The sequence below is a fragment of the Clavibacter sp. CT19 genome, assembly GCF_027858075.1.
GTDB classification, from domain to species: domain Bacteria; phylum Actinomycetota; class Actinomycetes; order Actinomycetales; family Microbacteriaceae; genus Clavibacter; species Clavibacter tessellarius_A.
In genome coordinates this window covers 374,098-398,584 of sequence record NZ_JAQHYR010000002.1, presented here as the reverse complement: position 1 = coordinate 398,584, position 24,487 = coordinate 374,098, and the positions used below count along the sequence as shown (strand labels likewise).

Below are 24,487 nucleotides of genomic sequence, written 5' to 3'. Positions count from 1 at the left end.
CCGGCGCGAGGCATCCGCCCGCCGTCCAGGCCGTTCACATGAGGGTCGTGAGCGCGGGGATTAGGGTCGTGGGTCGTGACCGATCCCCGAGAGAACGACCATGACGATGACCGCTCCTCCGCACCCGACGCCCCGGAGACGTCGGCCGACATGCACGCCCGGACCTCTTCCGGGAATCCGGCGGTGGGCGCGGTGAGGACCGCAGGCAGGCCCGCGCCCTCCTTCATGAAGCGGTCGCCCGCAGCCGGCGCATCCCTCGGCAGGGCCCTGTCCGCTGCGCTCGTCGCGGCTGGGGTGTCCGCGATCCTCGGCCTGCTGTTCAGCGTGCTCACGGTCTTCAGCGCGAGCCAGCAGCCGGGTGTGGCCGTTCTCGTCCCGCTCCTGGACTACTGGACCGTGCACACGCTCATCTCGTTCGTGCTCCTCGCGGCTCTCGCGGGGGCCGGAGCGTACCGGCGGCTGTGGACCACGATCGTCGGCTCCGTCCTCGCCGCGATCGTGGCCGCGCTCCTCGGCAGCCTGCTCGGTGCCATGGCGCAGGGGGCGCCGCTCAAGAGCGACATCGTCGCTCCGCTCCTCGGGACCATCCTCGGCCTCAACCTCATGTTCGAGCTCGGCCTGATCCTCGCGTCCATCCTCCTGGGACGACGGATCTGGCGGCGTCTGTCCGGCGACGGCGAGGAGCGTGCGCGGGAGCGGGTCGCGCTCGTCCGCATCCCCTCGTCGCGCCTCGCCGACGGCGAGCTCACGCACGTCGATCGGCAGCCGATCGACGCCGAGCTCGCCGACCAGCAGTGGGAGCGCTACGTGCTCGCGCTCGAGGAGCACGGATGGGCCACCCGCGAGGTGCCGCCGTCGGACGCGCACCCCGACTCCGTCTTCGTCGAGGACGCCGTCGTGGTGCTGGGCGACACGGCGGTCGTGCTCACCTCCGGCGCCGAGTCGCGTCGTGGTGAGCGGCAGGGCGTGGAGCAGAGCGTCTGGGATCTCGGTCTCGACGTCGTCACCATCGACCTGCCCGCGACGGTCGACGGGGGAGACGTGCTCGAGGTCGGCAGGACGCTCTACGTGGGCAGCAGCTCCCGCACGAACCCCGAGGGCATCCGCCGTCTCCGCGAGATCGCCCGCCCGCTCGGATACGAGGTCGTCGCCGTGCCCGTGGCCTCGACCCTCCACCTCAAGACGCAGGTCACCGCGCTGCCGGATGGCACGGTCATCGGGTACGAGCCGCTCGTGGACGCAGCCCGCCTCTTCCCGTCCTTCCTCCCCGTGCCGGAGGCCGAGGGCGCTGCGGTCGTGGTCCTGGACGAGCACACGGTGCTCCTGTCCGCCGCCGCCCCGCGCACCGCCGACCTCCTGCAGACGCTCGGGTACGAGGTGGTGACGGTCGACATCAGCGAGTTCGAGAAGCTCGAGGGGTCCGTCACGTGCCTTTCGGTGCGCGTGGACTGACCCGCTGCGCGGGAGCCGCGTGCTCCATGCCGCCCGCTCCTCGACGACGAGCCCGCCCCGCATCCTCGGATGCAGGGCGGGCTCTTGTGCGTGACGCCTCCGCTGCATATCCTGAAAGGCTGCCTGGAGCGGCCATTCACATGGTCCGATCGGTGCGGCCCACACGTGAATCGCATACGCAGCCAGGGAGGGTGTCATGACCACGACATCGACGACAGACGCACGCACGCACTCGACGCCCGCAGCCGCCATCCGCGTGCGCCTCGACGGCTTCCGCCCGGAAGCCGCCCTCTAAGCGCTGCCGGGGAGGGGTGACGCCGACGCGTCGCCCGCTCCGCCGGATCCACGCCGCCGGCAGCCGCGCGGCGTGCCGACCGGGCGTGCTCGCCGGGAGGCCGCCGCGCCCTCAACCGCCCGCCGCGGGATCACGCCTCCGGTGGAGTCGCGAGCGCCTGCGTCGCCCCACCACGAACCCCGCCGTCCGCGTCCTGACGCCGACCGCCGCCGTACGACCGCCCGTCCACCATGGATCGGGTCTACCGAAGGAACGCCTCGTGCCCAGCACAACGCCCGCCGACCAGGCCGCGCCCCCCTCCGACCGCCACGGCCCCCGGCCCGGCACCATCGCGGTGCTCATGCGCCTGCTGCCGTTCGCGCGTCCCGCGATGCCCAGCATCATCGCCGGCATGGTGGTGGCCCTCATCGGCTCGCTGCTGGCGCTGATCATCCCCCAGATCCTGCGGGGCCTCGTCGACGGGCCGCTCGGCGACGGCGACGCGGCGGCCGTGGTGCCCGCCGTGCTCCTGATCCTGGGGCTCGGCATCCTCGAGGCCGCCATGATCGCCCTCCGCCGCTGGTTCGTGCTGAAGCCCGGCACGCTGATGGAGGCGGACATGCGCAACGCCTTCTACCGGAAGCTGCAGCGGCTGCCCGTGGCCTTCCACGACCGGTGGCAGAGCGGGCAGCTCCTGTCCCGCATGGTCAGCGACCTCAACCTCATCCGCCGCTGGATGGCGTTCGGCCTGGTGCTGTTCATCGTCAACATCCTCACGATCCTGGTGGGCATCGGGTTCCTGGTGTCCATCGACTGGCGCCTCGGGATCGGGTTCCTCGTCTGCTCCATCCCGCTGTGGGTCTACGGCTACCTCTTCGAGCAGAAGTACTCCTCCGTCGCCCGGCTCAGCCAGGACCAGTCGGGCGACCTCGCGACGAGCGTCGAGCAGTCGGTCCACGGCATCCGCGTGCTCAAGGCGTTCGGCCGCGGCAAGCACATGCACGACGCGTTCGCCGAGCAGGCGGAGGAGCTGCGCGGCACCGAGATCAAGAAGGCGAAGGCGATCGCCGGCATCTGGCTGTGGCTGCTGCTGGTGCCGGACATCACGTTCGCGCTCGCCCTCCTCGGCGGCGTGCTGCTCGCGTCCGCGGGCCAGATCTCGGTCGGCGACCTCGTGGCGTTCTTCGCGACCGCCGCGGTGCTGCGCTGGCCGATCGAGTCCGTCGGCTTCCTGCTGTCGATGACCTTCGACGCGCGCACGGCCGTCGACCGCTACTTCGAGGTGATGGACGAGGAGGACGCGATCACCGACCCCGACGCGCCGGCTACCATCGCGGATCCGCGCGGGCACCTCGTGTTCCGGGACGCGCACTTCCGCTACCAGGACGCCCCGGCAGGGCAGGCGGACCTCATCGACGGCATCGACCTCGAGCTGCTGCCCGGCGAGACCATGGCGCTCGTGGGCGTCACGGGCTGCGGCAAGTCGACGCTCACGGCGTTGACCACGCGGCTCTACGACGTGACGGGCGGCCGCATCGAGCTCGACGGCGTGGACATCCGCGACCTCCGGCTCGAGGAGCTCCGCAGCCGCATCGCCATGGCCTTCGAGGACGCGACGCTCTTCTCGTCCAGCGTCCGCGACAACGTCCTGCTGGGCCGCCCCGACCTCGTCGACGGCGGGCCCGAGGCGGAGCGCGTGCTGCAGGAGGCGCTCGACATCGCCCAGGCGGGCTTCGTCCGCGACCTGCCGGACGGGATCGAGACGACGGTCGGCGAGGAGGGGCTCAGCCTCTCCGGCGGGCAGCGCCAGCGGCTCGCGCTCGCGCGTGCCGTCGCCGCAGCGCCCTCCGTGCTCGTCCTCGACGACCCGCTGTCGGCGCTCGACGTCGACACCGAGGCGCTCGTCGAGGCGGCGCTGCGCCGCGTGCTCGCGTCCACCACCGCGCTCATCGTGGCGCACCGCCCCTCGACCGTGATGCTCGCGGACCGGGTGGCGCTCATGCAGGACGGCCGCATCACCGCGGTCGGCCGGCACTCCGACCTGCTCGCCACCAGCGAGCACTACCGGTTCGTCATCTCGAGCCTGGACGTGGAAGGGAACACCGTGCGCGAGGAGGCCTCAGCATGAGCGTCACCGGGGTCACCGGCGAGGAGAGGGACGACTTCTCCCGCGCCGAGAGCAGGCAGATCCGACGCCGCTCCACGCGGCTGCTCGTCAGCACCGTCCAGCCCGTCAAGCGGACGCTGATCCTCACCGCCGTCACGATCCTCGTGGCCACCGCGGCCAACGTCGCCGGCCCCGCGCTCATCGGCGTGGGCCTCGACCGCGCGCTGCCGGCGCTGCTCGAGACGGACGACCCCACGCTCCTCGCGCTCGTCATCGGCGCGTACGTCCTCGTGGCGGTCGCGGGCGCCGTGCTGGTGGCCAAGTACCAGGTGATGTCGGCGCGCATCGCGCAGGAGATCCTCATCGACCTCCGCAAGCGCATGTTCCTGCACACCCAGAAGCTGAGCCTCGAGTTCCACGAGACCTACACGTCGGGCCGCATCATCTCCCGGCAGACGAGCGACCTCGACTCCATCCGGGAGCTGCTCAACGGCGGCATCAACCAGCTGGTGCAGGGCGCGCTGTACATGGCGTTCACCGCCATCGCGCTGTTCTCCTTCGACTGGGTATCGGGCCTCGTGCTGCTCGCGGCGCTCGTGCCGCTCTTCTTCCTCAGCGTCTGGTTCGCGCTCAAGTCGCAGGCGCTGTTCCGGCAGACGCGCGTGAAGTCCGCGCGGCTCATCGTGCACTTCGTGGAGACCATGACCGGCATCCGCGCGGTGAAGGCGTTCCGCAAGGAGAAGCGGAACGCGGACGAGTTCTCCGAGCACGTCGAGGGGTACCGCGACACGAACATGCGGGTGATCCAGGTGTTCGGCGTCTTCGACCCGGGCCTCATCCTCATCGGCAACATCACGGTGGCCGTGGTGCTGCTCGTGGGCGGCCTGCGCGTGGCCGACGGTCAGCTCGGCATCGGCGCGCTGCTCGCTGTCGTGCTCTACACGCGCCAGTTCTTCGGGCCGGCGCAGGACATGGCCATGTTCTACAACAGCTACCAGTCGGCGTCGGCGGCGCTCGAGAAGATCTCGGGCGTGCTCGAGGAGGAGCCGAGCGTGCCGGACCCGGTGCGACCCGTCGACCTGTGGCACTCCACCGGCCACGTGTCGTTCGAGGGCGTCGAGTTCGGCTACGGGAAGGGCAAGACCATCCTCCCGAGGTTCGACCTCGACATGCCGGCCGGGCAGACCATCGCGCTCGTCGGATCCACGGGGGCCGGCAAGACGACGCTCGCGAAGCTCATCTCCCGCTTCTACGACCCGTCCGACGGCCGCGTGGCGCTCGACGGGATCGACCTCCGCGACCTGCACCCGAAGGACCTGCGCCGCGCCATCGTCATGGTGACGCAGGAGGCGTACCTCTTCTCCGGCTCGGTCGCGGACAACATCGCCATCGGGAAGCCGGACGCCACGCGTGGCGAGATCGAGGAGGCGGCGCGCGCGGTGGGCGCCCACGACTTCATCGTGAGCCTGCCCGACGGCTACGACACCGACGTGAACAAGCGCGGCGGGCGCGTCTCGGCGGGCCAGCGGCAGCTGGTGTCGTTCGCGCGCGCCTTCCTCGCGGATCCGGCGGTGCTCATCCTCGACGAGGCGACGAGCTCGCTCGACATCCCGAGCGAGCGGCTCGTGCAGCAGGGGCTCACCACGCTGCTCGCGGACCGGACGGCGATCATCATCGCCCACCGGCTCTCGACGGTCGCGATCGCCGACCGCGTGCTCGTGATGGAGCAGGGACGGATCGTCGAGGACGGCACGCCCGAGTCGCTCATCCAGGGCACGGGCCGCTTCTCGCAGCTGCACGCGGCCTGGCGGGAGTCGCTGGTCTAGCGCGACCGAGCAGGGCGCCTCCCGCGCGGCAGGTGCCCTGCCCGGTGTCAGAGGTCGAGCGCGCGCGACCCGGCCGGCAGCCACGCGTGCACGGCGTCCCCGGCGGCGGCGGTCAGCCAGCCGTCGCCGCACGTCATCGCGGCCGTGGGCGACGGATCCGGCCACCACGTGTCCTGGACGGCGGGCGGGGGAGCGTCGGCGGGAGCGGCGGTGCAGCCGAGGGCGTCCGCCGGCGTCGCGGAGCGGAACGCGAGGATGGCGCCCTCGCCGCGGAGCGAGGTCTTGATGCGGACGTCGGTCGCGTCGGCGGGGATCCACGACGGGAGCCGCCCCTCGGCGTCCGCCGCCGCGGCGTAGACGCGCGCGTCCGCCGGGCTGGTCATGCCGCCGACCGTGCGGGCCGCGCCGCAGCCGCCGAGAGACAGCGCGAGGACGACGGTGATCGGGACGGCGACGAGGGAGCGGGCGGACGGGCGACGGGGCATGATCCCAGTCCAGCGGTCGAGGGTCCTCCGCCGCATCGGCCGGGAGGCCCCGGCGGTGGTCCCGGAGCATGATCCGGGCTCGGCCGTCAGGCGGACGGGGAGCAGGGCGCCGGTGTCACGGCGTGGCTCGGCGTGGCCCGGCAGCGCACGTCAGCCCGTCAGCCCGTCAGGGGAACCAGCGGGCCGCCGCCAGGTCGACGCGGTAGCCCGCATCCGTCGGCGCGTCGACGAGCGGCGTGCCCTCCGCCTCGTACCGCGGGCGCGCCTCGTCCGCGAGGCCCGTCGGCGGGTGCCCGCCCGCGCGGAGCACGCGCCACCAGGGGAGCCCGGAGCCGTGGTACCGCATCACCATCCCCACGGCGCGAGCGCCGCGACGGCCGAAGACGGCGGCCACGTCGCCGTAGGTCATGACCCGGCCGGCGGGGATCTCGGCCACGACCTCGAGGACACGATCGGTGTACTCGCCGGGCGTCGTGAAGACGGCCACGCGCTAGAGCGCCAGCGCGCCGATGGCCTCGCCGTACTGCGTCTCGCCGATGACCTCGAAGCCCACGTGCGTGAAGAAGTCCTCCGGTCCGTCCTCGCCCGGCTCCCACACCACCGTGAGGCGGTCGAACCCGCGCGAGCGCGCCTCGTCGGCGAGCGAGAGGACGGCGAAGCGGCCGACGCCGTGGCCCTGCGCGTCGGCGTCGACGTTGATGCGCCAGATGCAGCTGCGGAAGATCTCCTCGTGGGCCTCGGGGTCGAAGTTGCCCATGATGAAGCCGACGACCTCCTCGTCCTCGATCACGACGCGGGGCCAGGCGGTGGTGGGGTTGACGTACGCCTCGGCGATGGAGTGCGACACGGGGGCGACGTAGTTCTCCTGCCCCGGCTTGAGCGTCAGCGTGTTGGCCGCCACGATCGTGCGGGCGCTCAGCTCTTCGAGTCTCATGTCGCTCATGGGCACAGGGTATCGCCCGGCGCCCGGCCGGACCAGGACGGCGCCGGCCCCGTCCGATCGCGGGATCGGGGATGTCTCGATGTCGAGACAACGGCCTCGGCGGGTAGGCTGGCCGACGGATCCACCGGCGACGAGCCGGACCCGCCGCGCGCCGACGGAGACGCGCGGACGGAGGGCACCGACGAGCATGAGGAGGACTTCGTGGAGAAGATCAAGGTAGAGGGGACCGTCGTCGAGCTCGACGGCGACGAGATGACGCGCATCATCTGGCAGTCCATCAAGGACACGCTCATCCACCCGTACCTCGACATCGACCTCGAGTACTACGACCTGGGCATCGAGAAGCGCGACGAGACCGACGACCAGATCACGATCGACGCGGCCAACGCCATCAAGAAGCACGGCGTCGGCGTCAAGTGCGCCACGATCACGCCCGACGAGGCGCGCGTCGAGGAGTTCGGCCTGAAGAAGATGTGGCGCTCGCCGAACGGCACCATCCGCAACATCCTGGGCGGCACGATCTTCCGCGAGCCCATCATCATCAGCAACATCCCGCGCCTCGTGCCCGGATGGAACAAGCCGATCATCGTCGGCCGCCACGCGTTCGGCGACCAGTACCGCGCCACCGACTTCCGCTTCGAGGGCGAGGGCACGCTCACGATGACCTTCACCCCGAAGGACGGCTCCGAGCCGCAGCAGTTCGAGGTGTTCCAGAGCCCCGGATCCGGCGTCGCGATGGGCATGTACAACCTCGACGACTCGATCCGCGACTTCGCGCGCGCGTCGCTGTCCTACGGCCTCGCCCGCAACTACCCGGTGTACCTCTCGACGAAGAACACGATCCTCAAGGCCTACGACGGCCGCTTCAAGGACCTGTTCCAGGAGGTCTTCGAGGCCGAGTACAAGGAGCAGTTCGACGCCGCCGGCCTCACGTATGAGCACCGCCTCATCGACGACATGGTCGCCGCCTCGCTCAAGTGGGAGGGCGGCTACGTCTGGGCCTGCAAGAACTACGACGGCGACGTGCAGTCCGACACCGTGGCCCAGGGCTTCGGCTCGCTCGGCCTCATGACGAGCGTGCTCACCACGCCCGACGGCAAGGTCGTCGAGGCGGAGGCCGCGCACGGCACCGTCACGCGCCATTACCGCCAGCACCAGCAGGGCAAGCCCACGTCGACGAACCCCATCGCGTCGATCTACGCCTGGACCCGGGGCCTCGCGCACCGCGCGAAGCTCGACGGCAACGACGCGCTGAAGACGTTCGCGGACACCCTCGAGGACGTCGTCATCACGACGGTCGAGAGCGGCAAGATGACGAAGGACCTCGCGCTCCTCGTCGGGCCCGACCAGCCGTACCAGACGACCGAGGAGTTCCTCGCGTCGCTCGCGGACAACCTGCAGACGCGCCTGGCCTGATCCCGCGGACGTCCTCGCGACGCCGCCGCACGCCGAGAGGCCCCGCCCCCGATACGGGGGCGGGGCCTCTCGCGTCCCCGGCCGGGCCTCGCGTGTGCAGAGGGCCGACGGGTGCCGCGGCTTCCTCCCTACGGTTCTCCCCAACGCGTCGACGACGCGAGTCCGCGACGGCGGCGACCGCCGTGCCGCGCACGTGGTGCGCCGCGGATCCGGATGCCGGTCAGCCGGCGACAGGAGGGAACAGCCATGCCCATCCACCTCGACCCGATCCCGCCCGGCGGGAGGCGTCGCCTCCCCGGGGCCCGGCCCATGGCGGCCTGCACGCTCGCGCTGGCGCTCGTCGTCGCCGGGAGCACCGCGGCCGGTGCCGCCACGATCCCGCGGGCCAGCCTGCCGGCGGACGCCGGGGACGGCCACTACCTGGTGACCCTCAAGGACCAGCCCGCCGCGACCTACGACGGGACCCTCGACGGGCTCGCGCGCACGAAGGTCGACGCCGGTGCGCGCCTCGACGCGCAGTCCGACGTCGTCCAGCGATACACCGACCACCTCGCGAAGGCGCAGCGCTCGGTCGCCGACTCGATCGGCGTCACGCCGACGCACGAGTACTCGCTCACCACGAACGGCTTCTCCGCCGACCTCACCGCGGCGCAGGTCCGAGCGCTCGGCCGCTCCGCCGACGTCCTGAGCGTCGAGCCCGACCAGACCGTGCACACGCAGTCCACCCCGGCGACGCGCGCGCTCGGCCTCGAGGGCGACCACGGGCTGTGGGCGGCCGCGGGCGGGGCGGACAAGGCGGGCGCCGGCACGGTGATCGCCGACATCGACTCCGGCATCGCCCCCGACAACCCGTCGTTCGCGGGCAAGGCCCTCGCATCCACCCCGGGCGACGAGCCCTACCTCGACGGCACGGGCATCGCGTTCCGGAAGGCCGACGGCAGCGTCTTCCACGGGACCTGCCAGACCGGCGCCGGCTTCACCGCGGCCGACTGCTCGACGAAGCTCATCGGCGCCCGCTACTTCATCGCCGGGCGGGACGCGTCCAAGGACCCGCTCGGCCCGCAGGAGACGCGCTCGCCGCGCGACGCGGGCGGGCACGGCACCCACACCGCCAGCACGGCCGCGGGGGACGCGGGCGTCACGGCCACCATCCAGGGGCGCGTGCTCGACACGATCTCGGGTGTCGCCCCCGCCGCGAAGATCGCCGCCTACAAGGTGTGCTGGCAGGGGCCCGACCCGACCGTCGAGACCGACGACGGCTGCCAGGCGTCCGACGTCATCGCCGCGATCGACCAGGCCACGGCCGACGGGGCGGACGTCATCAACATGTCGCTCGGCGGCAGCGGGAAGTCGCCGGACGCCTGGCAGCGCGCGCTCCTGGGCGCCGCGAGCGCCGGCGTCTTCGTCGCCGCGTCCGCGGGCAACAGCGGGCCCGACGCGGGCACCGTCACGAACCTCGACCCGTGGATCACGACCGTCGCGGCCAGCAGCGTGCCCGACAACTACTCGGCCACCGTCACGCTCGGCGACGGCACCAAGCACTCCGGAGGATCCATCACGGTGCCGACCACGGTCACGGGCCCGCTCGTGAGCGCGGCGGCCGCCGGCGTCGCCGGGGCGAAGTCGCCGGAGCTGTGCGGGAAGGGGACGCTGGATCCGGCGAAGGTGAAGGGCCGCATCGTGCAGTGCGACCGCGGCGTGTCGGCCCGCATCGACAAGAGCGCCGAGGTGCTGCGCGCGGGCGGCATCGGCATGATCCTCACCAACGTGAAGGCGGACTCCGAGGACCTCGACACGCACACCGTGCCGACCGTCCACGTCGACGTCGACGCCCGGCCCGCGATCGTCGCGTACGCCGCGAAGGCCGGCGCCACCGCGACGCTCACGCCCGGCAACACCTCGGGCGTCGTGCGCCCCGCTCCGCAGGTCACCGGCTTCAGCTCGCGCGGGCCCGACCTGCCGGACGGCGGCGACATCATCAAGCCCGACATCACCGCACCGGGCTCCGGCATCCCCGCGGCCTACGCCGACATCGACGGCAAGCCGGGCTTCGCCGTGCTCTCGGGCACGTCGATGTCGTCGCCGCACATCGCCGGGTTCGCGCTCGACTACCTCGGCATCCACCCGAAGGCGTCGCCCGCGGAGATCAAGTCGGCGATGATGACCACCGCGACGGACACGGTGGACGCCAAGGGCCAGGCCGCCCCCGATCCGTTCGCGCAGGGCGCCGGCGAGATCGCGCCGGCGCGGTACCTGCACCCCGGCCTCGTGTACCCGAGCGGCCCGAAGGACTGGGCGGGCTACGCCGCGCAGACCGGCCTGGAGCTGCCGCATCCCGCGGCGGCCGTGCCGGTGTCGCAGCTGAACCTGCCGAGCATCGCGGTCGGGAAGCTCGTCGGCAGCACCACCGTCACGCGCACGGTGACGTCGCAGGCGGCCGGCACCTGGACCGCGTCCGTGCAGGGCGTGGCCGGCGCGGACGTGAAGGTCAGCCCGGCGAAGCTCACCTTCACGGCCCCCGGGCAGACGCGCTCCTTCCAGGTGCGCATCACGACGAAGGCCGGTACGGCCACGGGCTCGTGGTCGACCGGGTCGCTCACCTGGACGGGCCCCGGCGGCACCGTCCGCAGCCCGGTCGCGGTGCGGCCGGAGGCGGTCGAGGCCCCGGCCCGCGTGTCCGGCAGCGGGACCGCCGGGAAGGTCGCCGTGCCGGTGACCCCCGGCGTCTCGGGCCGGATCGCGCTCACCGCCTCCGGGCTCGCGAAGGGGGAGGTGCTGCACGCCGCGTCGGGCACCCCGTCGGGTCCGAGCGGATCCCTCGCGAAGGACGAGGGGCTGGAGCTCCCGTTCACCGTCGCCGCGGGGGAGGATGCGCTGGTGCTCGACGCGACCCCGCGTGACGGCGCCTCCGACCTGTCCCTGCTGCTGCAGAGCGTCGGAGCCGACGGCACGCGCAAGGTCGTCGACATCCAGGAGACGTCGTCGCCGTCCGAGCGCATCGTCGTGCCGGCGCCCCCGGCCGGAAAGTACGTCGCGACCCTGGAGGCGGAGTCGGTCGCCGGGACGGCGCAGAAGGCCGACGTCGACCTGACCCGCTACGACGTCACGGCGTCGGGCGGGCAGGGCTCGTTCGCGGTGTCGCCCGCGCAGCTCCCCGTGACGCAGGGCCGGAAGGTCACGTACACGGCGTCGTGGTCCGGCCTCGCGGCGGGGTCCGCGTACGTCGGTCTCGTGACGTACGCGGGATCCGACGCCTCGACGCTGGTCGACGTCACGACGCCGGCCGCCGCCGCCGCGCCCGTCGCCAGCGCGCCACCTGTGATCAGCGGGACGCCGGACGTCGGGCAGACGCTGACGGCCTCGACCGGCACGTGGACCCCGGTGGGCACGACCTTCGCGACGCAGTGGCTGTCGGATGGGAAGCCCATCCCGGGCGCGACGGCCTCCGTGCTCCGCGTCACGTCGAAGCTGTCCGGGACCGCGCTCACCGCGCGCGTCACGGCGACCGCGCCGGGAGGCGCGACGGCGGACGCCACGAGCGCGCCGGTGACGGCGCGGTACGCGGCCGACGTGCGGATGACGCTCACGACTCCGGCGGGCGCGCCGTCCGGATCCGCGTGCATCGACGTGTCCGTGCGGAGCGGCGCGCGCGCGGCGGCCACCGGCTCGGTGACCGTCCCCGTCGGCGACCGCACCTTCACGGTGCCGCTGGACGGGTCGGGGTCGGGGCACCTGGACGTGTCCGGGATCCAGCCGGGCGACTACTCGGTCCGGGCCTCGTACGCGGGTGACGGCGTGGTCGGCGCCGGCACGAGCCCCGCGCGGAAGTGGCACATGGCGGGCTGATCCGCAGGTGAGACGGAGGGGCGGGTGCCGACGGCACCCGCCCCTCCCGCGTGCCCGGGGCGATGCGCGGCGCGCGCGGTGTCGCGCGGATCCGGCCGGACGGGATGCTGGAAACCTGCCGTGCGCGGGGCATGGGCACAGACTCACTTCGGTGTCACGGCGTCGGCAGATCGCCGAGATGACGGGCATCTGAGTGCCTTCGGCAACCGTTACACGGTGGTAACACGGAGCCCTTCTCAGGGCGAATACCCGGGGTATGTTGAGGATTCGTGCGCGTCGCAAGGGGCGCGTTCGGGCCACCGATCCCCATCTGAAGGACGTGTTCGTGATCCCACGCTCCCCTCGGCTCCGCCCGGAGTCCGACCGCGCAGCCTCCCTGCGCCGGGCGACGGCCTCCGTCGCCGCCACCGCCCTCGTCGCCGCCGGCCTCGTCACGTTCGGAGCGGGAGGCGCGATGGCCGCGCCCGCGCCGACCGTCGCGAAGCAGGCGGCCGACCTCGAGGACGGCCGCTACATCGTCACCCTCGTCGACCAGGCCGCCGCCACGTACCAGGGCGGCATCGCGGGACTCCCCGCGACGCAGGCGCGCTCGGGCACGCAGCTCGACGCCCGGTCCGCCCCCGTCGTCGACTACACCGACCACCTCGAGCAGCAGCAGCAGGATGTGGCCGCCAGCGTCGGCGCCGACATCGACTACTCGTACTCGCTGACGGTCAACGGCTTCTCGGCCGACCTCACCGCCGAGCAGGCCGCCGAGCTCTCGAGCGACCGGGAGGTCCAGAGCGTCGAGCTCGACCGGATCTACCACCCCACCTCCACCCCCGCGGCCGACTTCCTCGGCCTCACGGGCGCCGACGGCGTCTGGGCGAAGACGGGCGGTCAGGAGGAGGCGGGCGAGGGCGCGGTGATCGGCGTGATCGACACCGGCATCGCCCCCGAGAACCCGTCCTTCGCGGGAGAGCCGCTCGGCACCGCGAAGGGCGACGCGCCCTACCTCGACGGGTCCACGATCCGCTTCGACAAGGGCGACGGCACGCAGTTCGCGGGCGTGTGCCAGACGGGCGAGCAGTTCGCGGCCGCCGACTGCAGCACGAAGATCGTCGGCGCGCGCTACTTCGTCGACGGCTTCGGCAAGGCGAACATCGGCACCGCGGCGACCGGCGAGTACGTCTCCCCGCGCGACGGCGACGGCCACGGATCGCACACCGCGTCCACCGCGGCGGGCGAGGCCGGCGTGGAGGCCACGATCGACGGCAACCCGCTCGGTGAGATCTCGGGCGTCGCGCCCGCGTCGAAGGTCGCGGCCTACAAGGTCTGCTGGTCGGGCCCCGACGGCTCCGTCCAGACCGACGACGGCTGCGCGGGCGCTGACCTCGTCGCCGCCATCGAGCAGGCGACCGCGGACGGCGTGGACGTCATCAACTACTCCATCGGCGGCGGCGCCGCGCGGACCACGTTCTCCGCCACCGACCAGGCGTTCCTCGGCGCGGCCACGGCGGGCATCTTCGTCTCGGCATCCGCCGGCAACTCCGGGCCCGACGCCTCCACGCTCGACAACGCGTCGCCGTGGATCACGACGGTCGCCGCGAGCACGGTCGCGGGCAACTTCGAGGCCACCGCGAAGCTCGGCGACGGGCAGCAGTTCGCGGGCTCGTCCATCACGGTCACCGAGCCGGTGACCGGCGCCTTCGTCACGGCGGCCTCCGTCGCCGCGGCCGGCGCCACGACCCCGAACCTGTGCGGACCCGGATCCCTCGACCCGGCCAAGACCGCCGGGAAGATCGTCCTGTGCGAGCGCGGCACCTTCGACCGCACCGCCAAGTCGGCCGAGGTCGAGCGGGCCGGCGGCATCGGCATGGTCCTCGTGAACCCGACGCCCAACTCGATCGACGCCGACACGCACGCCGTGCCGACCGTCCACCTCGACGCGGACGTCTACGCGGCCGTCTCCGCCTACGCGGCGACGTCCGGCGCGACCGTCACCCTCGTGCCCGACAACGTCACGGGCGTGTCCGCCCCGACCCCGCAGGTCGCCGGCTTCAGCTCGCGCGGCCCGGTGCTCGCGGACGGCAGCGACATCCTGAAGCCCGACGTCGCGGCGCCCGGCGTCTCGATCATCGCGGCCACGAACAACGCGGAGGGCGGCGACCCGACCTTCGCGCTCCTGTCCGGCACGTCGATGGCGGCCCCGCACGTGGCCGGCCTCGCGCTGCTGTACCTGGGCGAGCGCCCGAACGCGCCCGTCTCCGAGATCAAGTCGGCCCTCATGACCACCGCGTACGACACGGTGGACGCGGACGGCGGCACGGTCACGGATCCCTTCGCCCAGGGCGCCGGCCACGTGGACGCGCGCCGCTACCTCGACGCGGGCCTCCTGTACCTCAACGACCGCAGCGACTGGGTCGCGTACCTCGCGGCCCTCGGCTACGCGACGGGCATCGACCCCGTCGACCCGTCGGAGCTCAACCTGGCGAGCATCGCGATCGGCGCCCTCACCGGCTCCGAGACCGTGACCCGCGAGGTCACCTCCACCGGGCCCGGTACCTACGCGGCCAGCGTGCAGGGGCTCGCGGGCATCACGGCGGACGTGACCCCGTCCACGCTCGAGTTCACCGAGGCGGGCCAGACGAAGTCGTACGAGGTGGCGTTCACGCGCACCACGGCGCCCGTCGACGCGTACGCCACCGGGTCGCTCACCTGGACGAGCGCCGACCACGTCGTGCGCAGCCCCGTCGCCGTGAACCCCGTCGCCATCGCGGCCCCGGCCGAGGTGCAGGGGACCGGCATCGACGGCTCCGTCGACGTCACGGTGACGCCCGGCACCACGGGCCCGATCGCGCTCACCGCCGAGGGCCTCAGCGCCGGCGTCGTGATCCCGGACCCGGAGGACGCCTCGTCGCCCGTCACCGGATCCGGCCCCGCGAAGACGTCGGCCACCTACCCGGTGACCGTCCCGGAGGGCCAGCTGGCCACCCGGATCGACCTCGACTCGGCGGACGACGCCGCCGACCTCGACCTCACGGTCACCCGGGTCGTCGACGGGAAGGTGGCGGCGACGTACACCTCGGCCACCGAGTCCGCCGACGAGTCCGTGACCATCGAGGAGCCGGTCGCCGGCGAGTACGTGGTGAAGGTCGACGTCTTCTCGGTCCCCGAGGGCGAGACGACCGAGGAGTGGACGGTCACGGAGTACGACCTGTCCACGACGACGGACGAGGGCGGCTTCCGGGTGTCCCCGGACCCGGTCGACGCGGTGCAGAGCCGGCCGGCCACCTACACGGCGTCGTGGACCGGCCTCGCTCCCGAGACGTCGTACCTCGGTCGCGTCGCCTACTCGGGCTCCGCGGCGACGACCTACGTGCGCGTCGAGTCGGGCGCGACCCCGGCCCCCGTCGCGACCGCGCCGCCCGTGATCACCGGCACGCCCGCCGTCGGCCGGACGCTCACCGCGTCGCCCGGCACGTGGGACGCCGAGGGCCTGGCCTTCTCGTACCAGTGGTCCGCCGACGGGAAGCCGCTCGCCGGACAGACGCGCGCGACCTACCGGGCCGCGAAGTCGGTCGCGGGGAAGTCGCTCACGGTCGTCGTGACGGCGAAGCCGACCGCGGGCCCCGCGGGCACCGCGACCAGCGAGCCCGTCGTGATCAAGCTGGCCAGCAGGGTCACGGTGTCCGTCACGCCGTGGGTGCTGACGAGCGCGCGGAAGGCCGTCGTCACGGTCGAGGTCGGCAGCGCGGCGAAGGCGGCGCCCACGGGCAGCGTCACCGTCACGGTCGGCAGGGACGCGTACGAGGTCGCGTTGGACGCGTCCGGCACCGGCCGCGTCCGGCTGCCGGCGTACGCGAAGGGCCTGTACGCCGTGACCGCCGCCTACGCGGGCGACGACGCGAACGCGGCGGAGACCAGCTCGCGGAAGCACATCTTCGTGATCCGCTGATCCGCGACTGATCCCGAGTCATGACCTCCGAGGGGGCGGGTGCCGCGAGGCGCCCGCCCCCTCCGTCGTGCGCGGCGGTGCGTCAGCGGAAGATGATCGTGCGCGCGCCGTCGAGCAGCACGCGGTGCTCCGCGAACCAGCGCACGGCCTGCGTGAGGGTGCGCGACTCCTCGTCCTGGCCGATGGCCATGAGCTCGCGGGCGCTGCGCGAGTGGTCGACGCGCACGACGTTCTGCTCCACGATCGGGCCCTCGTCGAGGTCGCTCGTGACGAAGTGCGCGGTCGCGCCGATGAGCTTCACGCCGCGCGCGTGCGCCTGCTTGTAGGGGTTCGCGCCCTTGAAGCCGGGGAGGAAGGAGTGGTGGATGTTGAGGATCCGGCCGCTGAGGCGCGCGCACAGCTCGGGGGAGAGGATCTGCATGTAGCGCGCGAGAACCACCAGCTCCACGTCGTGCTCCTCGACCGCGCGGATCACGCGCTCCTCGAAGGCCCGCTTCGACGCGTCGTCGGTGACGGGCACGTGCTCGAACGGCACGCCGTAGAAGCCCGCGAGGTCCGCGAGCCGGCCGTGGTTGCTCAGCACGAGCGGGATCTCGACGGGCAGCTGGCCCGCGCGCTGGCGGAAGAGCAGGTCGTTCACGCAGTGCTCGGCGGTGGATCCCAGCACGAGCGTGCGCAGCGGCCGGCCCACCTCGTCGAGGTGCCAGGTCGCGTCGTACCGCTCGACGACCGCGGCGAGGGCGTCGGCCAGGCGGTCGTCGTCGGCGGCGCTCTGGATCTGGAGGCGCATGAAGAACCGGCCGGTGTCGGCGCTCGAGAACTGCTGCGACTCGGTGATGTCGCCGCCCGCCTCGACGACGGCGCCGGCGATGGCGTGGACGATGCCCGGCCGGTCGTCGCAGGAGAAGACGAGGACGCGGTGCGGGGCCCTCGCGGGGGTGGCCTGGTCGGTCATCCGTCTAGGCTATTGCCTGGCCGAGCGGATCCCGCCGGCCCCGGGAGCTCTCCCGCCGTCGACGTCCCGTGGGTCTCCATGACGAACACCTCCCCCGTATTCCTGCCCGATCCCGACCGCGTCGCGCACGCCGGCCGGCGCACGCCCGTGCCGCCGCACGACCCGTCGGATCCCGCCTTCCGCTTCCCCTGGGTCGGCATCCTCACCCTCGCCGCATGCGTGTTCCTCAGCGTCACGAGCGAGACGCTGCCCACCGGCCTCCTCAGCGAGATGAGCGGCGAGCTCGGGGTGGAGGAGTCGCGCGTCGGCCTCCTCGTCTCGGTGTTCGCGATCGCCGTGGTGGTCTCGAGCGCGCCGCTCGCCGCCCTCACGCGGCGCATCCCGCGGCACGCGCTGCTGATCGGCGTGCTCGCGGTCTTCGCGACCAGCAACCTCCTCACGGCGCTCGCGCCCACGTTCGAGCTCGTCGTCGCCACGCGCGTGCTGGGCGGCCTGGCGCACGGCCTGTTCTGGGCGGTCGTCGGCGCGTACTCGGCGCACCTCGTGCCGCCCGCGCTCATCGGCCGGGCGGTGGCGCTCACGGTCGGCGGCGGCAGCCTCGCGTTCGTGCTCGGCGTGCCGCTCGGCACCGCGGCCGGGCAGGCGTTCGGCTGGCGCGCGGCGTTCGCGGGGATCGGCGTGCTGACGCTGCTCGGGATCCTGCTGACCTGGCGGTTCCTGCCGGCGGTCGGGCGGCCGGAGCGCGAGACCCCCGCGGCCGCGTCGGGTGCGGGCCGCGTCCCCCTCCGCGAGCGCATGGCCGGGCAGGGCGTGGGCGGCGTGCTGCTGGTGTGCCTCACGGCGATGGTGATCATGATCGGCCAGTACGGCTTCTACACGTACGTCGACCCGTTCGTCACGCGCGTGATGGGCATCCCCGAGCAGCAGCTGAGCGCCATGCTCTTCGGCTACGGGATCGCCGGGGCCGTCGGCCTCCTCATCGCGGGCACGGTCTTCTCGAGCCGGCCGCAGCTCGGCGTGGTCTCGGGGCTCGCCGCCGCGGCGCTCGGCGTGAGCGCGCTGGCGTTCGCGCCGGGCATGTGGGGCGTCGCGATCCCCGGCTTCCTCCTCTGGGGCCTCGCGTTCGGCGCGATCCCGTCCCTCCTCCAGACGCGCATGCTGCACGCCGCGCACCCGTCGTTCCGCGACACGGCGAGCTCGTTCTACACGACGGCGTTCAACGTGGGGATCGGCGGCGGGGCGCTCGCCGGCGGCGCGCTGCTCGACGGGCTGGGGCTCCCGACGCTGCCGGTCGCGTACCTCGTCGTCATGGCGGTGTCGGTGGTGCTCGTCGTCGGATCCGCGGGGCGGGCCGCCCGGGGTCGCGCGACCGCCGCGCGCGCGGACGCCTGACGCCGCCGGACCCACGAGGCCGTCGGTGGTCCCCAGTCGTCCCGTGGCGCGGGAGGCCGTCGCTGGTCCCCAGCCGTCCCGTGGCGCGGGAGGCCGTCGGTGGTCCCCAGCCGTCCCGTGGCGCCGCGTGCCTGCGCGAGGATGGAGCCGTGACCACGACCCCCGCGCCCCTCGGCCTCCTCCTCGACGTCGACGGCCCCATCGCCAGCCCGATCACCCGCACCCTCGCCATCCCGAGCATCGCGACCGACCTCGTGGAGCTCGCCGCCGCGGGCGTGCCCATCGTCTTCAACACCGGCCGGTCGGACGCCTTCATCCGCGAGCAGGTCGTCGGCCCGCTCCTCGCCGCCGGCCTGCCGGAGGGCGCGCGCGTGAACGCCGTGTGCGAGAAGGGCGCGTCGTGGTTCTCGATCTCGCCCGCGGGTGCGGGGGAGGTTCACGTCGACCGGTCGCTCGCGCTGCCCGAGGCGTTCATGCGCGACATGGAGCGGCTCGTGGAGGAGCGCTTCGCCGACTGGATGTTCTTCGACGCCACCAAGCACGCGATGGTCTCGCTCGAGCAGCTCACGAGCGTGTCGTCCGCCGACTACCTCGCCGTGCAGCCGGAGCTCGACGCGCGCGCGGTCGAGATGCTCCAGGCGCACGGGCTGGGCTCGGTGCTCGAGGGCGTCGAGGTGCCGGACGCGGAGGGGCGCGTGCAGGTGCGCGTGGATCCGACGATCATCTCGACCGACATCGAGTCGATCCGCCTCGGCAAGGACCTCGGCGCCTCCCGCGCGCTCGAGCTGCTGGCCGACAGCGGTCCGCTGCCGCTGCGCTGGCGCACGGTCGGCGACTCGCGCACCGACTACGCGATGGCCGGCTGGCTGCACGAGCACGGTCACGAGGTCGCGCACGTCGACGTGCGGCCCGCCGACGGGATCCCGGCGACGCCGTACCCGGTGCTCACCGCGGGCGACCTCGTGCACGACCACGCGGGGGCGGCGTTCCTCGCGCACTGGGTGCGGATCATCCGCGGCGAGGAGGCGGACGACTCCGCGTTCCTCGCGCCGGGGCGCTCCGCGAGCTGATCCGCACCCGCTCTCCGCGCACGCGATCCGCGCACGCGATCCGCACGCGGCCGCCCGCCGCGCTCGCCGCACGACCCGAGGGCCCGTCCGATCCGGACGGGCCCTCCCGCGTGTGCGCGAACGGATGTTAGCCTCGGCTAACACTTCGACGGAGAGGCCGCCATGACCCGCACCGCCCCCGAGCGCCGCGCGCGTCGGCCCGTCACGGGACCGCGGCTCGTCCTCCTGCTCGGGCCGGCGTTCGTCGCGGCCATCGCCTACGTGGATCCGGGCAACGTCGCCGCGAACCTCACCGCGGGCGCGCGCTACGGCTACCTGCTCGTGTGGGTGCTCGTCGCCGCGAACGCCATCGCCGTGCTCGTGCAGTACCAGTCGGCGAAGCTCGGGCTCGTCACGGGCCGCAGCCTCCCGGAGCTCCTCGGCCGCCGGCTGCCGACCACCCGCCGCCGCGCGTTCTGGGTGCAGGCGGAGCTGATCGCGGCGGCCACCGACCTCGCGGAGGTCATCGGCGGGGCCATCGCGCTGCACCTGCTGTTCGGGATCCCGCTGCTGGCGGGCGGCGTGATCGTGGGGCTCGTCTCCATCGGCCTCCTCGCCGTGCAGTCGCGGCACGGGCAGCGGCCGTTCGAGCTCGTGATCGGGGCGCTGCTCCTCGTGATCACGGTCGGCTTCCTCACGGGCCTCGTCGTGAGCCCGCTCTCCGCGTCCGGCATCGCGGGCGGCCTGGTGCCGCGCTTCGACGGGCCGGACAGCGTCCTGCTCGCCGCCAGCATGCTCGGCGCGACCGTGATGCCGCACGCCGTCTACCTGCACTCCTCCCTCAGCCGCGACCGGCACGGCGTGCAGACCGACGACGGCGTGCTCCGGCGGCTCCTCCGCGCGACGCGCTGGGACGTGATCACCGCGCTCGCCGTGGCCGGCGCCGTCAACATCTCGATGCTCCTCATCGCGGCCGCGAGCCTCGGCGGCGTGCCCGGCACCGACTCCATCGAGGGCGCGCACGCGGCCATCACGGCGTCGCTCGGGCCGGTCGTCGGCGTCGTCTTCGCGGTCGGGCTCCTGGCGTCGGGCCTCGCGTCGACCTCGGTGGGCGCGTACGCGGGCGCGGCGATCATGGGCGGCCTGCTGCACGTGAAGGTGCCGCTGCTCGCGCGGCGCGTGGTGACGCTGATCCCGGCGCTGGCGATCCTCGCGATCGGCGTCGACCCGACGACCGCGCTCGTCGTGAGCCAGGTCGTGCTGAGCCTCGGGATCCCGTTCGCGCTCGTGCCGCTGATCCGCCTCACGGGCGACCGTCGCGTGATGGGCGCGCACGTCGACCGGCCGCTCACGCGCATCGCGGCGTGGGTGGCGGTGTCGCTCGTGGTGGTGCTGAACGTGGCGCTCGTGGTGCTGACCGTCACGGGCTGAGCGCGCCGGGGCGCGTCGGCGGGCCGCGGATCAGTCGGCCGCGGAGACCCACACCGCGGAGGCGGCGGCGGGCGTGAGCGGGCGGACCGCGGATCCGTCGACCGTCACGAGCACGGCGGCCGCACCGCCCGACGCGCGTGACCGCACGAGCGTCGCGTCGAGCCCGATGCCGTGCTCCGCGAGCTCGCGCAGCAGGCGCGGGTCCTCGTCGGAGATGCGGCGCACGCGCAGGGGCCGGTCGGCGGCGGCGTGGGCGAGCACGGTCGCGTCCGGGAGGTGCGGCTCGCCGTCGGCCGAGGGGATCGGGTCGCCGTGCGGATCCCGGGAGGGGTGCCCGAGGTGCGCGTCGATGCGCGCCACGAAGTCGTCCGAGACCGCGTGCTCGAGCACCTCGGCCTCGTCGTGCACCTCGTCCCAGCCGTAGCCGAGCACCTCCACGAGGAACGTCTCGAGCAGCCGGTGGCGGCGCACCATCTGGATCGCGTGCCGGCGCCCGTCGTCGGTGAGCTCGATGCTGCCGTACGGCCGATGCTCCACGAGGCCCTGCGCCGTGAGGCGGCGGATGCCGTCGGAGGCGGTGGCGGGCCGGATCCCGAGCCGCTCCGCCAGCCGCGACACGGTTATGGGCTGGTCGGTCCACTCGGTCGCCGACCAGATGAGCTTGAGGTAGTCCTGTGCGGCGCTGGAGAGCTCGTCGACGGACATGCCGCCATGGTACCGAGCACCCGCGACCGGCTCCCGGCCGCCCGGGCGGTGCATGCTGGACGGGACCGCGGGCAGGGACGCCCGCGGCGGATCCGATGGAGGAACCACATGCAGTACCGGAATCTCGGGAACAGCGGCGCGGTCGTCTCGACCTACGCGCTCGGCACCATGACCTTCGGCGCGGAGGCGGACGAGGAGACCTCGGGCCGCATCCTCGAGGCGTACGTCGCCGGCGGCGGCACGTTCATCGACACGGCGGACGTCTACACGTCGGGCGTCTCCGAGGAGATCGTCGGGCGCTGGCTGAAGGCGCATCCGTCGGAAGCCGACCAGCTCGTCGTCGCCACGAAGGGCCGCTTCCCGATGGGGGAGGGGAACAACGACGTCGGCACCTCGCGCCGCCACCTCACCCGCGCGCTCGACGACTCGCTCCGGCGCCTCGGCGTCGACACGATCGACCTGTACCAGATGCACGCGTGGGACGCCGTGACCCCGCTCGAGGAGACCCTGCGCTTCCTCGACGACGCCGTGCGCGCCGGCAAGATCTCGTACTACGGCTTCTCGAACTACCTGGGCTGGCAGCTGACGAAGGCCGTGCACGTCGCGAAGGCCCTCGGGTACACGCCGCCCGTGACGCTGCAGCCGCAGTACTCGCTGCTCGTGCGCGAGATCGAGTCGGAGATCGTGCCGGCGTCGCGGGATGCCGGCATCGGCCTGCTGCCGTGGTCGCCGCTCGCGGGCGGCTGGCTCACGGGCAAGTACCGCCGCGACGAGACGCCGACCGGCGCCACCCGCCTCGGCGAGGACCCGGAGCGCGGCATGGAGGCGTTCACGCCCCGGAACGGCCAGGAGCGCACGTGGGCGATCCTCGACGAGGTGCGTCGGATCGCCGACGCGCACGGATCCACGTCCGCCCGGGTGTCGCTCGCGTGGCTCGAGGCGCAGCCCGCGGTGACCAGCGTGATCCTCGGCGCCCGCACCGTGGAGCAGCTCGAGGACAACATGGCCTCCGCCGACCTCGAGCTCACGGCCGAGGAGATCGCGTCGCTCAGCGCGGTGAGCGCGCCCGTGGTGTCCGACTACCCGTACGGCCCGGCCGGCGTGCAGCAGCGCCACCGCGCGATCGACGTGCGCGGCTGACCGGGACGGCGCCGGTCGCCGTCGCCGCGGGCGACGGGATCGGCGCCGTGGCGGGGGCCGGCGTCGTCGTGTCGCCCGCACGGCCGGCGGGGCGCGACCGGCCCGGGCGCTCGGTCCGCGGCGTGATCCGCACGCGCGGCACGTGCCGCCGCACCACGACCTCGAGGGTCAGCTGCCCGCGGCGCGCGAGCACCACGGCGACCACGGCGGCCGCCAGCGCGGGCACGCCGCCCGAGACGATCATGCCGACGTGCACGCCCCACGCCTCCACGATCCCGCCCATGAGCGGACCGCCGATCGCCTGGCCGCCGAGGAGCACGAGCACGTAGACGCTCATCACCCGGCCGCGGATGGCGACGTTGCTGGAGAGCTGCACGAGCGAGTTCGCGGCGGTCTGGAACAGCAGCGACGCCATGCCGACCGTCACGAGCACGGCGGCGAACGGCGCGATGCCGGGCATCAGCCCCGCGGCCGCCTGCAGGACGCCGGTGATCCCGACGCCCACCACGATGGTCCGGAGCCGCACGGTCGCGCGCCGGGTCGAGAGCAGGGCGCCGGTGAGCGCGCCGATCGCGACCATCGAGTTGAAGAAGCCGTAGCCGCCCGCGCCCACGTCGTAGACGTCGCTCGCGAACGCGGCGAGCAGCACGGGCATCGTGAGGCCGAAGACGCTGAACACGGCCACGAGCACGACGGGCCACAGGATGGTCGGCTTCGACCGCGCGTATCGCAGGCCCTCCGCGAGCTGGCCGCGGCGGCGCGGGGCGGGCGGGATGCGGACCAGGTCGCGGGTCTTCAGGCTCCACAGGGTGAGCACCACGACCACGCAGGCGAGCGCGTTGATCGCGAACGACCAGCCGGCGCCGACCGCGAGCAGCAGGATCCCGCTGAGCGCGGGCCCCACCATGCCGCCGAGCTGGAACACCGACGAGTTGACGCTGATCGCGTTCCGCAGGTGCTCCTGCCCGACGATCTCGGTGACGAACACCTGACGGGCCGGGTTGTCGATCACCGTGACGAGCCCCGTCGCGAACGCGATGGCGAAGATGTGCCACGCCTCGACCGCGCCCGAGAGCGTGAGCACCGCGAGCAGCGCGCTGAGGAGCGCGTAGGTGCCCTGGGTGATCATCATCAGCATGCGCTTCGAGCAGCGGTCGACGATGACGCCGCCGAGCAGCCCGAAGAACAGCATGGGCGCGAACTGCATCGCGACCGTGATGCCGACCGCGGTGACGCTGCCGGTGAGCTCGAGCACGAGCCAGTCCTGGGCGATGCGCTGCATCCAGCCCGAGGTCATGGCGATGACGTTGGAGGCCGTGAACCGGCGGAAGTTCGGCACGCTCAGCGCGATGAGCGTGTGGCGCCACGGCGGGCGGCGGGTCTGGATCGGGAGCGGGGCGGTCGGGGGGAAGGCGTTCGGCGGCGGTGTCATCAGTCCTGCGGTATGCGTTGCGTATCGGCGGATCGGTTCCGTATGGGTGCGGCTCTCGTGGGGCCGTCACCGAAGCTACCCCGGGACTTCCCATTCG

General features: G+C 73.2%; 16 protein-coding genes. 10 read left to right on the top strand and 6 right to left on the bottom strand.

The window, feature by feature from the left end:
• Positions 1-294: 294 nt before the first annotated feature.
• The 3 genes from ddaH to PED38_RS04080 all read left to right on the top strand — a co-directional run bounded on the left by ddaH (position 295) and on the right by PED38_RS04080 (position 5,659).
• Positions 295-1,452, top strand: a complete 1,158-nt coding sequence (ddaH, locus tag PED38_RS04090) for a dimethylargininase (RefSeq protein ID WP_270979891.1) — start codon at positions 295-297, stop codon at positions 1,450-1,452.
• A 635-nt stretch (positions 1,453-2,087) separates the two neighbouring features.
• Positions 2,088-3,854, top strand: coding sequence for an ABC transporter ATP-binding protein (locus PED38_RS04085; RefSeq protein WP_175345497.1), 1,767 nt, complete (start codon positions 2,088-2,090; stop codon positions 3,852-3,854).
• The gene (locus PED38_RS04080; protein WP_270979890.1) at positions 3,851-5,659 is read left to right on the top strand and encodes an ABC transporter ATP-binding protein; all 1,809 of its coding nucleotides are present in this window, start codon (positions 3,851-3,853) and stop codon (positions 5,657-5,659) included. Before PED38_RS04085 ends, PED38_RS04080 begins: the two co-directional genes overlap by 4 nt.
• 47 nt (positions 5,660-5,706) lie before the next feature.
• Here PED38_RS04080 and PED38_RS04075 read toward each other — a convergent pair whose 3' ends face one another.
• From PED38_RS04075 to PED38_RS04065, 3 genes are all read right to left on the bottom strand, one after another.
• On the bottom strand, positions 5,707-6,144 hold the full coding sequence (locus PED38_RS04075) for a hypothetical protein (protein WP_254654520.1): 438 nt from the start codon (positions 6,142-6,144) through the stop codon (positions 5,707-5,709).
• A gap of 166 nt (positions 6,145-6,310) precedes the next feature.
• The gene (locus PED38_RS04070) at positions 6,311-6,631 is read right to left on the bottom strand and encodes an MGMT family protein (RefSeq protein WP_063071658.1); all 321 of its coding nucleotides are present in this window, start codon (positions 6,629-6,631) and stop codon (positions 6,311-6,313) included.
• Positions 6,632-6,634: 3 nt separating this feature from the next.
• Positions 6,635-7,087, bottom strand: coding sequence for a GNAT family N-acetyltransferase (locus PED38_RS04065; RefSeq protein WP_043673388.1), 453 nt, complete (start codon positions 7,085-7,087; stop codon positions 6,635-6,637).
• A gap of 201 nt (positions 7,088-7,288) precedes the next feature.
• On the opposite strand from PED38_RS04065, the gene PED38_RS04060 reads away from it, so the two are divergent.
• The 3 genes from PED38_RS04060 to PED38_RS04050 all read left to right on the top strand — a co-directional run bounded on the left by PED38_RS04060 (position 7,289) and on the right by PED38_RS04050 (position 16,286).
• On the top strand, positions 7,289-8,503 hold the full coding sequence (locus tag PED38_RS04060; RefSeq protein WP_045529537.1) for an NADP-dependent isocitrate dehydrogenase: 1,215 nt from the start codon (positions 7,289-7,291) through the stop codon (positions 8,501-8,503).
• A gap of 246 nt (positions 8,504-8,749) precedes the next feature.
• Entirely contained in the window at positions 8,750-12,349 is a 3,600-nt protein-coding gene (locus PED38_RS04055; protein ID WP_270979885.1) for a S8 family serine peptidase, read from the top strand.
• A 319-nt stretch (positions 12,350-12,668) separates the two neighbouring features.
• On the top strand, positions 12,669-16,286 hold the full coding sequence (locus tag PED38_RS04050) for a S8 family serine peptidase (RefSeq protein ID WP_414764213.1): 3,618 nt from the start codon (positions 12,669-12,671) through the stop codon (positions 16,284-16,286).
• 82 nt (positions 16,287-16,368) lie between these two features.
• Here PED38_RS04050 and purU read toward each other — a convergent pair whose 3' ends face one another.
• Positions 16,369-17,241, bottom strand: coding sequence for a formyltetrahydrofolate deformylase (purU, locus tag PED38_RS04045; RefSeq protein ID WP_270979883.1), 873 nt, complete (start codon positions 17,239-17,241; stop codon positions 16,369-16,371).
• A 78-nt stretch (positions 17,242-17,319) separates the two neighbouring features.
• Between purU and PED38_RS04040 the strand changes: the two genes are divergently transcribed.
• The 3 genes from PED38_RS04040 to PED38_RS04030 all read left to right on the top strand — a co-directional run bounded on the left by PED38_RS04040 (position 17,320) and on the right by PED38_RS04030 (position 21,113).
• Complete coding sequence (locus PED38_RS04040; protein ID WP_270979881.1) at positions 17,320-18,633, top strand: MFS transporter; 1,314 nt, start codon at positions 17,320-17,322, stop codon at positions 18,631-18,633.
• Between the two features lie 149 nt (positions 18,634-18,782).
• The gene (locus PED38_RS04035) at positions 18,783-19,703 is read left to right on the top strand and encodes a hypothetical protein (protein WP_081234999.1); all 921 of its coding nucleotides are present in this window, start codon (positions 18,783-18,785) and stop codon (positions 19,701-19,703) included.
• 162 nt (positions 19,704-19,865) lie between these two features.
• The gene (locus tag PED38_RS04030) at positions 19,866-21,113 is read left to right on the top strand and encodes an Nramp family divalent metal transporter (RefSeq protein ID WP_270979879.1); all 1,248 of its coding nucleotides are present in this window, start codon (positions 19,866-19,868) and stop codon (positions 21,111-21,113) included.
• 30 nt (positions 21,114-21,143) lie between these two features.
• Here the strand turns inward: PED38_RS04030 and PED38_RS04025 are convergent, their stop codons facing one another.
• Positions 21,144-21,818, bottom strand: a complete 675-nt coding sequence (locus PED38_RS04025) for a metal-dependent transcriptional regulator (RefSeq protein WP_270979877.1) — start codon at positions 21,816-21,818, stop codon at positions 21,144-21,146.
• A gap of 108 nt (positions 21,819-21,926) precedes the next feature.
• Between PED38_RS04025 and PED38_RS04020 the strand changes: the two genes are divergently transcribed.
• Positions 21,927-22,958 (top strand): aldo/keto reductase, encoded by a 1,032-nt coding sequence (locus PED38_RS04020; protein WP_063071650.1) that lies wholly within the window; start codon positions 21,927-21,929, stop codon positions 22,956-22,958.
• Here PED38_RS04020 and PED38_RS04015 read toward each other — a convergent pair.
• Positions 22,867-24,390: an MFS transporter gene (locus tag PED38_RS04015; protein ID WP_270979874.1), complete on the bottom strand. Its 1,524-nt coding sequence runs from the start codon at positions 24,388-24,390 to the stop codon at positions 22,867-22,869. The two genes, PED38_RS04020 and PED38_RS04015, sit on opposite strands and share 92 nt — an antisense overlap.
• Between the last annotated feature and the right edge of the window lie 97 nt (positions 24,391-24,487).

Excerpts from the sequence above, each read along its gene's own strand:
- PED38_RS04085 (WP_175345497.1), top strand. The coding sequence starts at position 2,088 with ATGCGCCTGCTGCCGTTCGCGCGTCCCGCGATGCCCAGCATCATCGCC.
- PED38_RS04080 (WP_270979890.1), top strand. The coding sequence starts at position 3,851 with ATGAGCGTCACCGGGGTCACCGGCGAGGAGAGGGACGACTTCTCCCGC.
- PED38_RS04075 (WP_254654520.1), bottom strand. The coding sequence starts at position 6,144 with ATGCCCCGTCGCCCGTCCGCCCGCTCCCTCGTCGCCGTCCCGATCACC.
- PED38_RS04065 (WP_043673388.1), bottom strand. The coding sequence starts at position 7,087 with ATGAGCGACATGAGACTCGAAGAGCTGAGCGCCCGCACGATCGTGGCG.
- PED38_RS04055 (WP_270979885.1), top strand. The coding sequence starts at position 8,750 with ATGCCCATCCACCTCGACCCGATCCCGCCCGGCGGGAGGCGTCGCCTC.
- purU (WP_270979883.1), bottom strand. The coding sequence starts at position 17,241 with ATGACCGACCAGGCCACCCCCGCGAGGGCCCCGCACCGCGTCCTCGTC.
- PED38_RS04040 (WP_270979881.1), top strand. The coding sequence starts at position 17,320 with ATGACGAACACCTCCCCCGTATTCCTGCCCGATCCCGACCGCGTCGCG.
- PED38_RS04030 (WP_270979879.1), top strand. The coding sequence starts at position 19,866 with ATGACCCGCACCGCCCCCGAGCGCCGCGCGCGTCGGCCCGTCACGGGA.
- PED38_RS04025 (WP_270979877.1), bottom strand. The coding sequence starts at position 21,818 with ATGTCCGTCGACGAGCTCTCCAGCGCCGCACAGGACTACCTCAAGCTC.
- PED38_RS04020 (WP_063071650.1), top strand. The coding sequence starts at position 21,927 with ATGCAGTACCGGAATCTCGGGAACAGCGGCGCGGTCGTCTCGACCTAC.
- PED38_RS04015 (WP_270979874.1), bottom strand. The coding sequence starts at position 24,390 with ATGACACCGCCGCCGAACGCCTTCCCCCCGACCGCCCCGCTCCCGATC.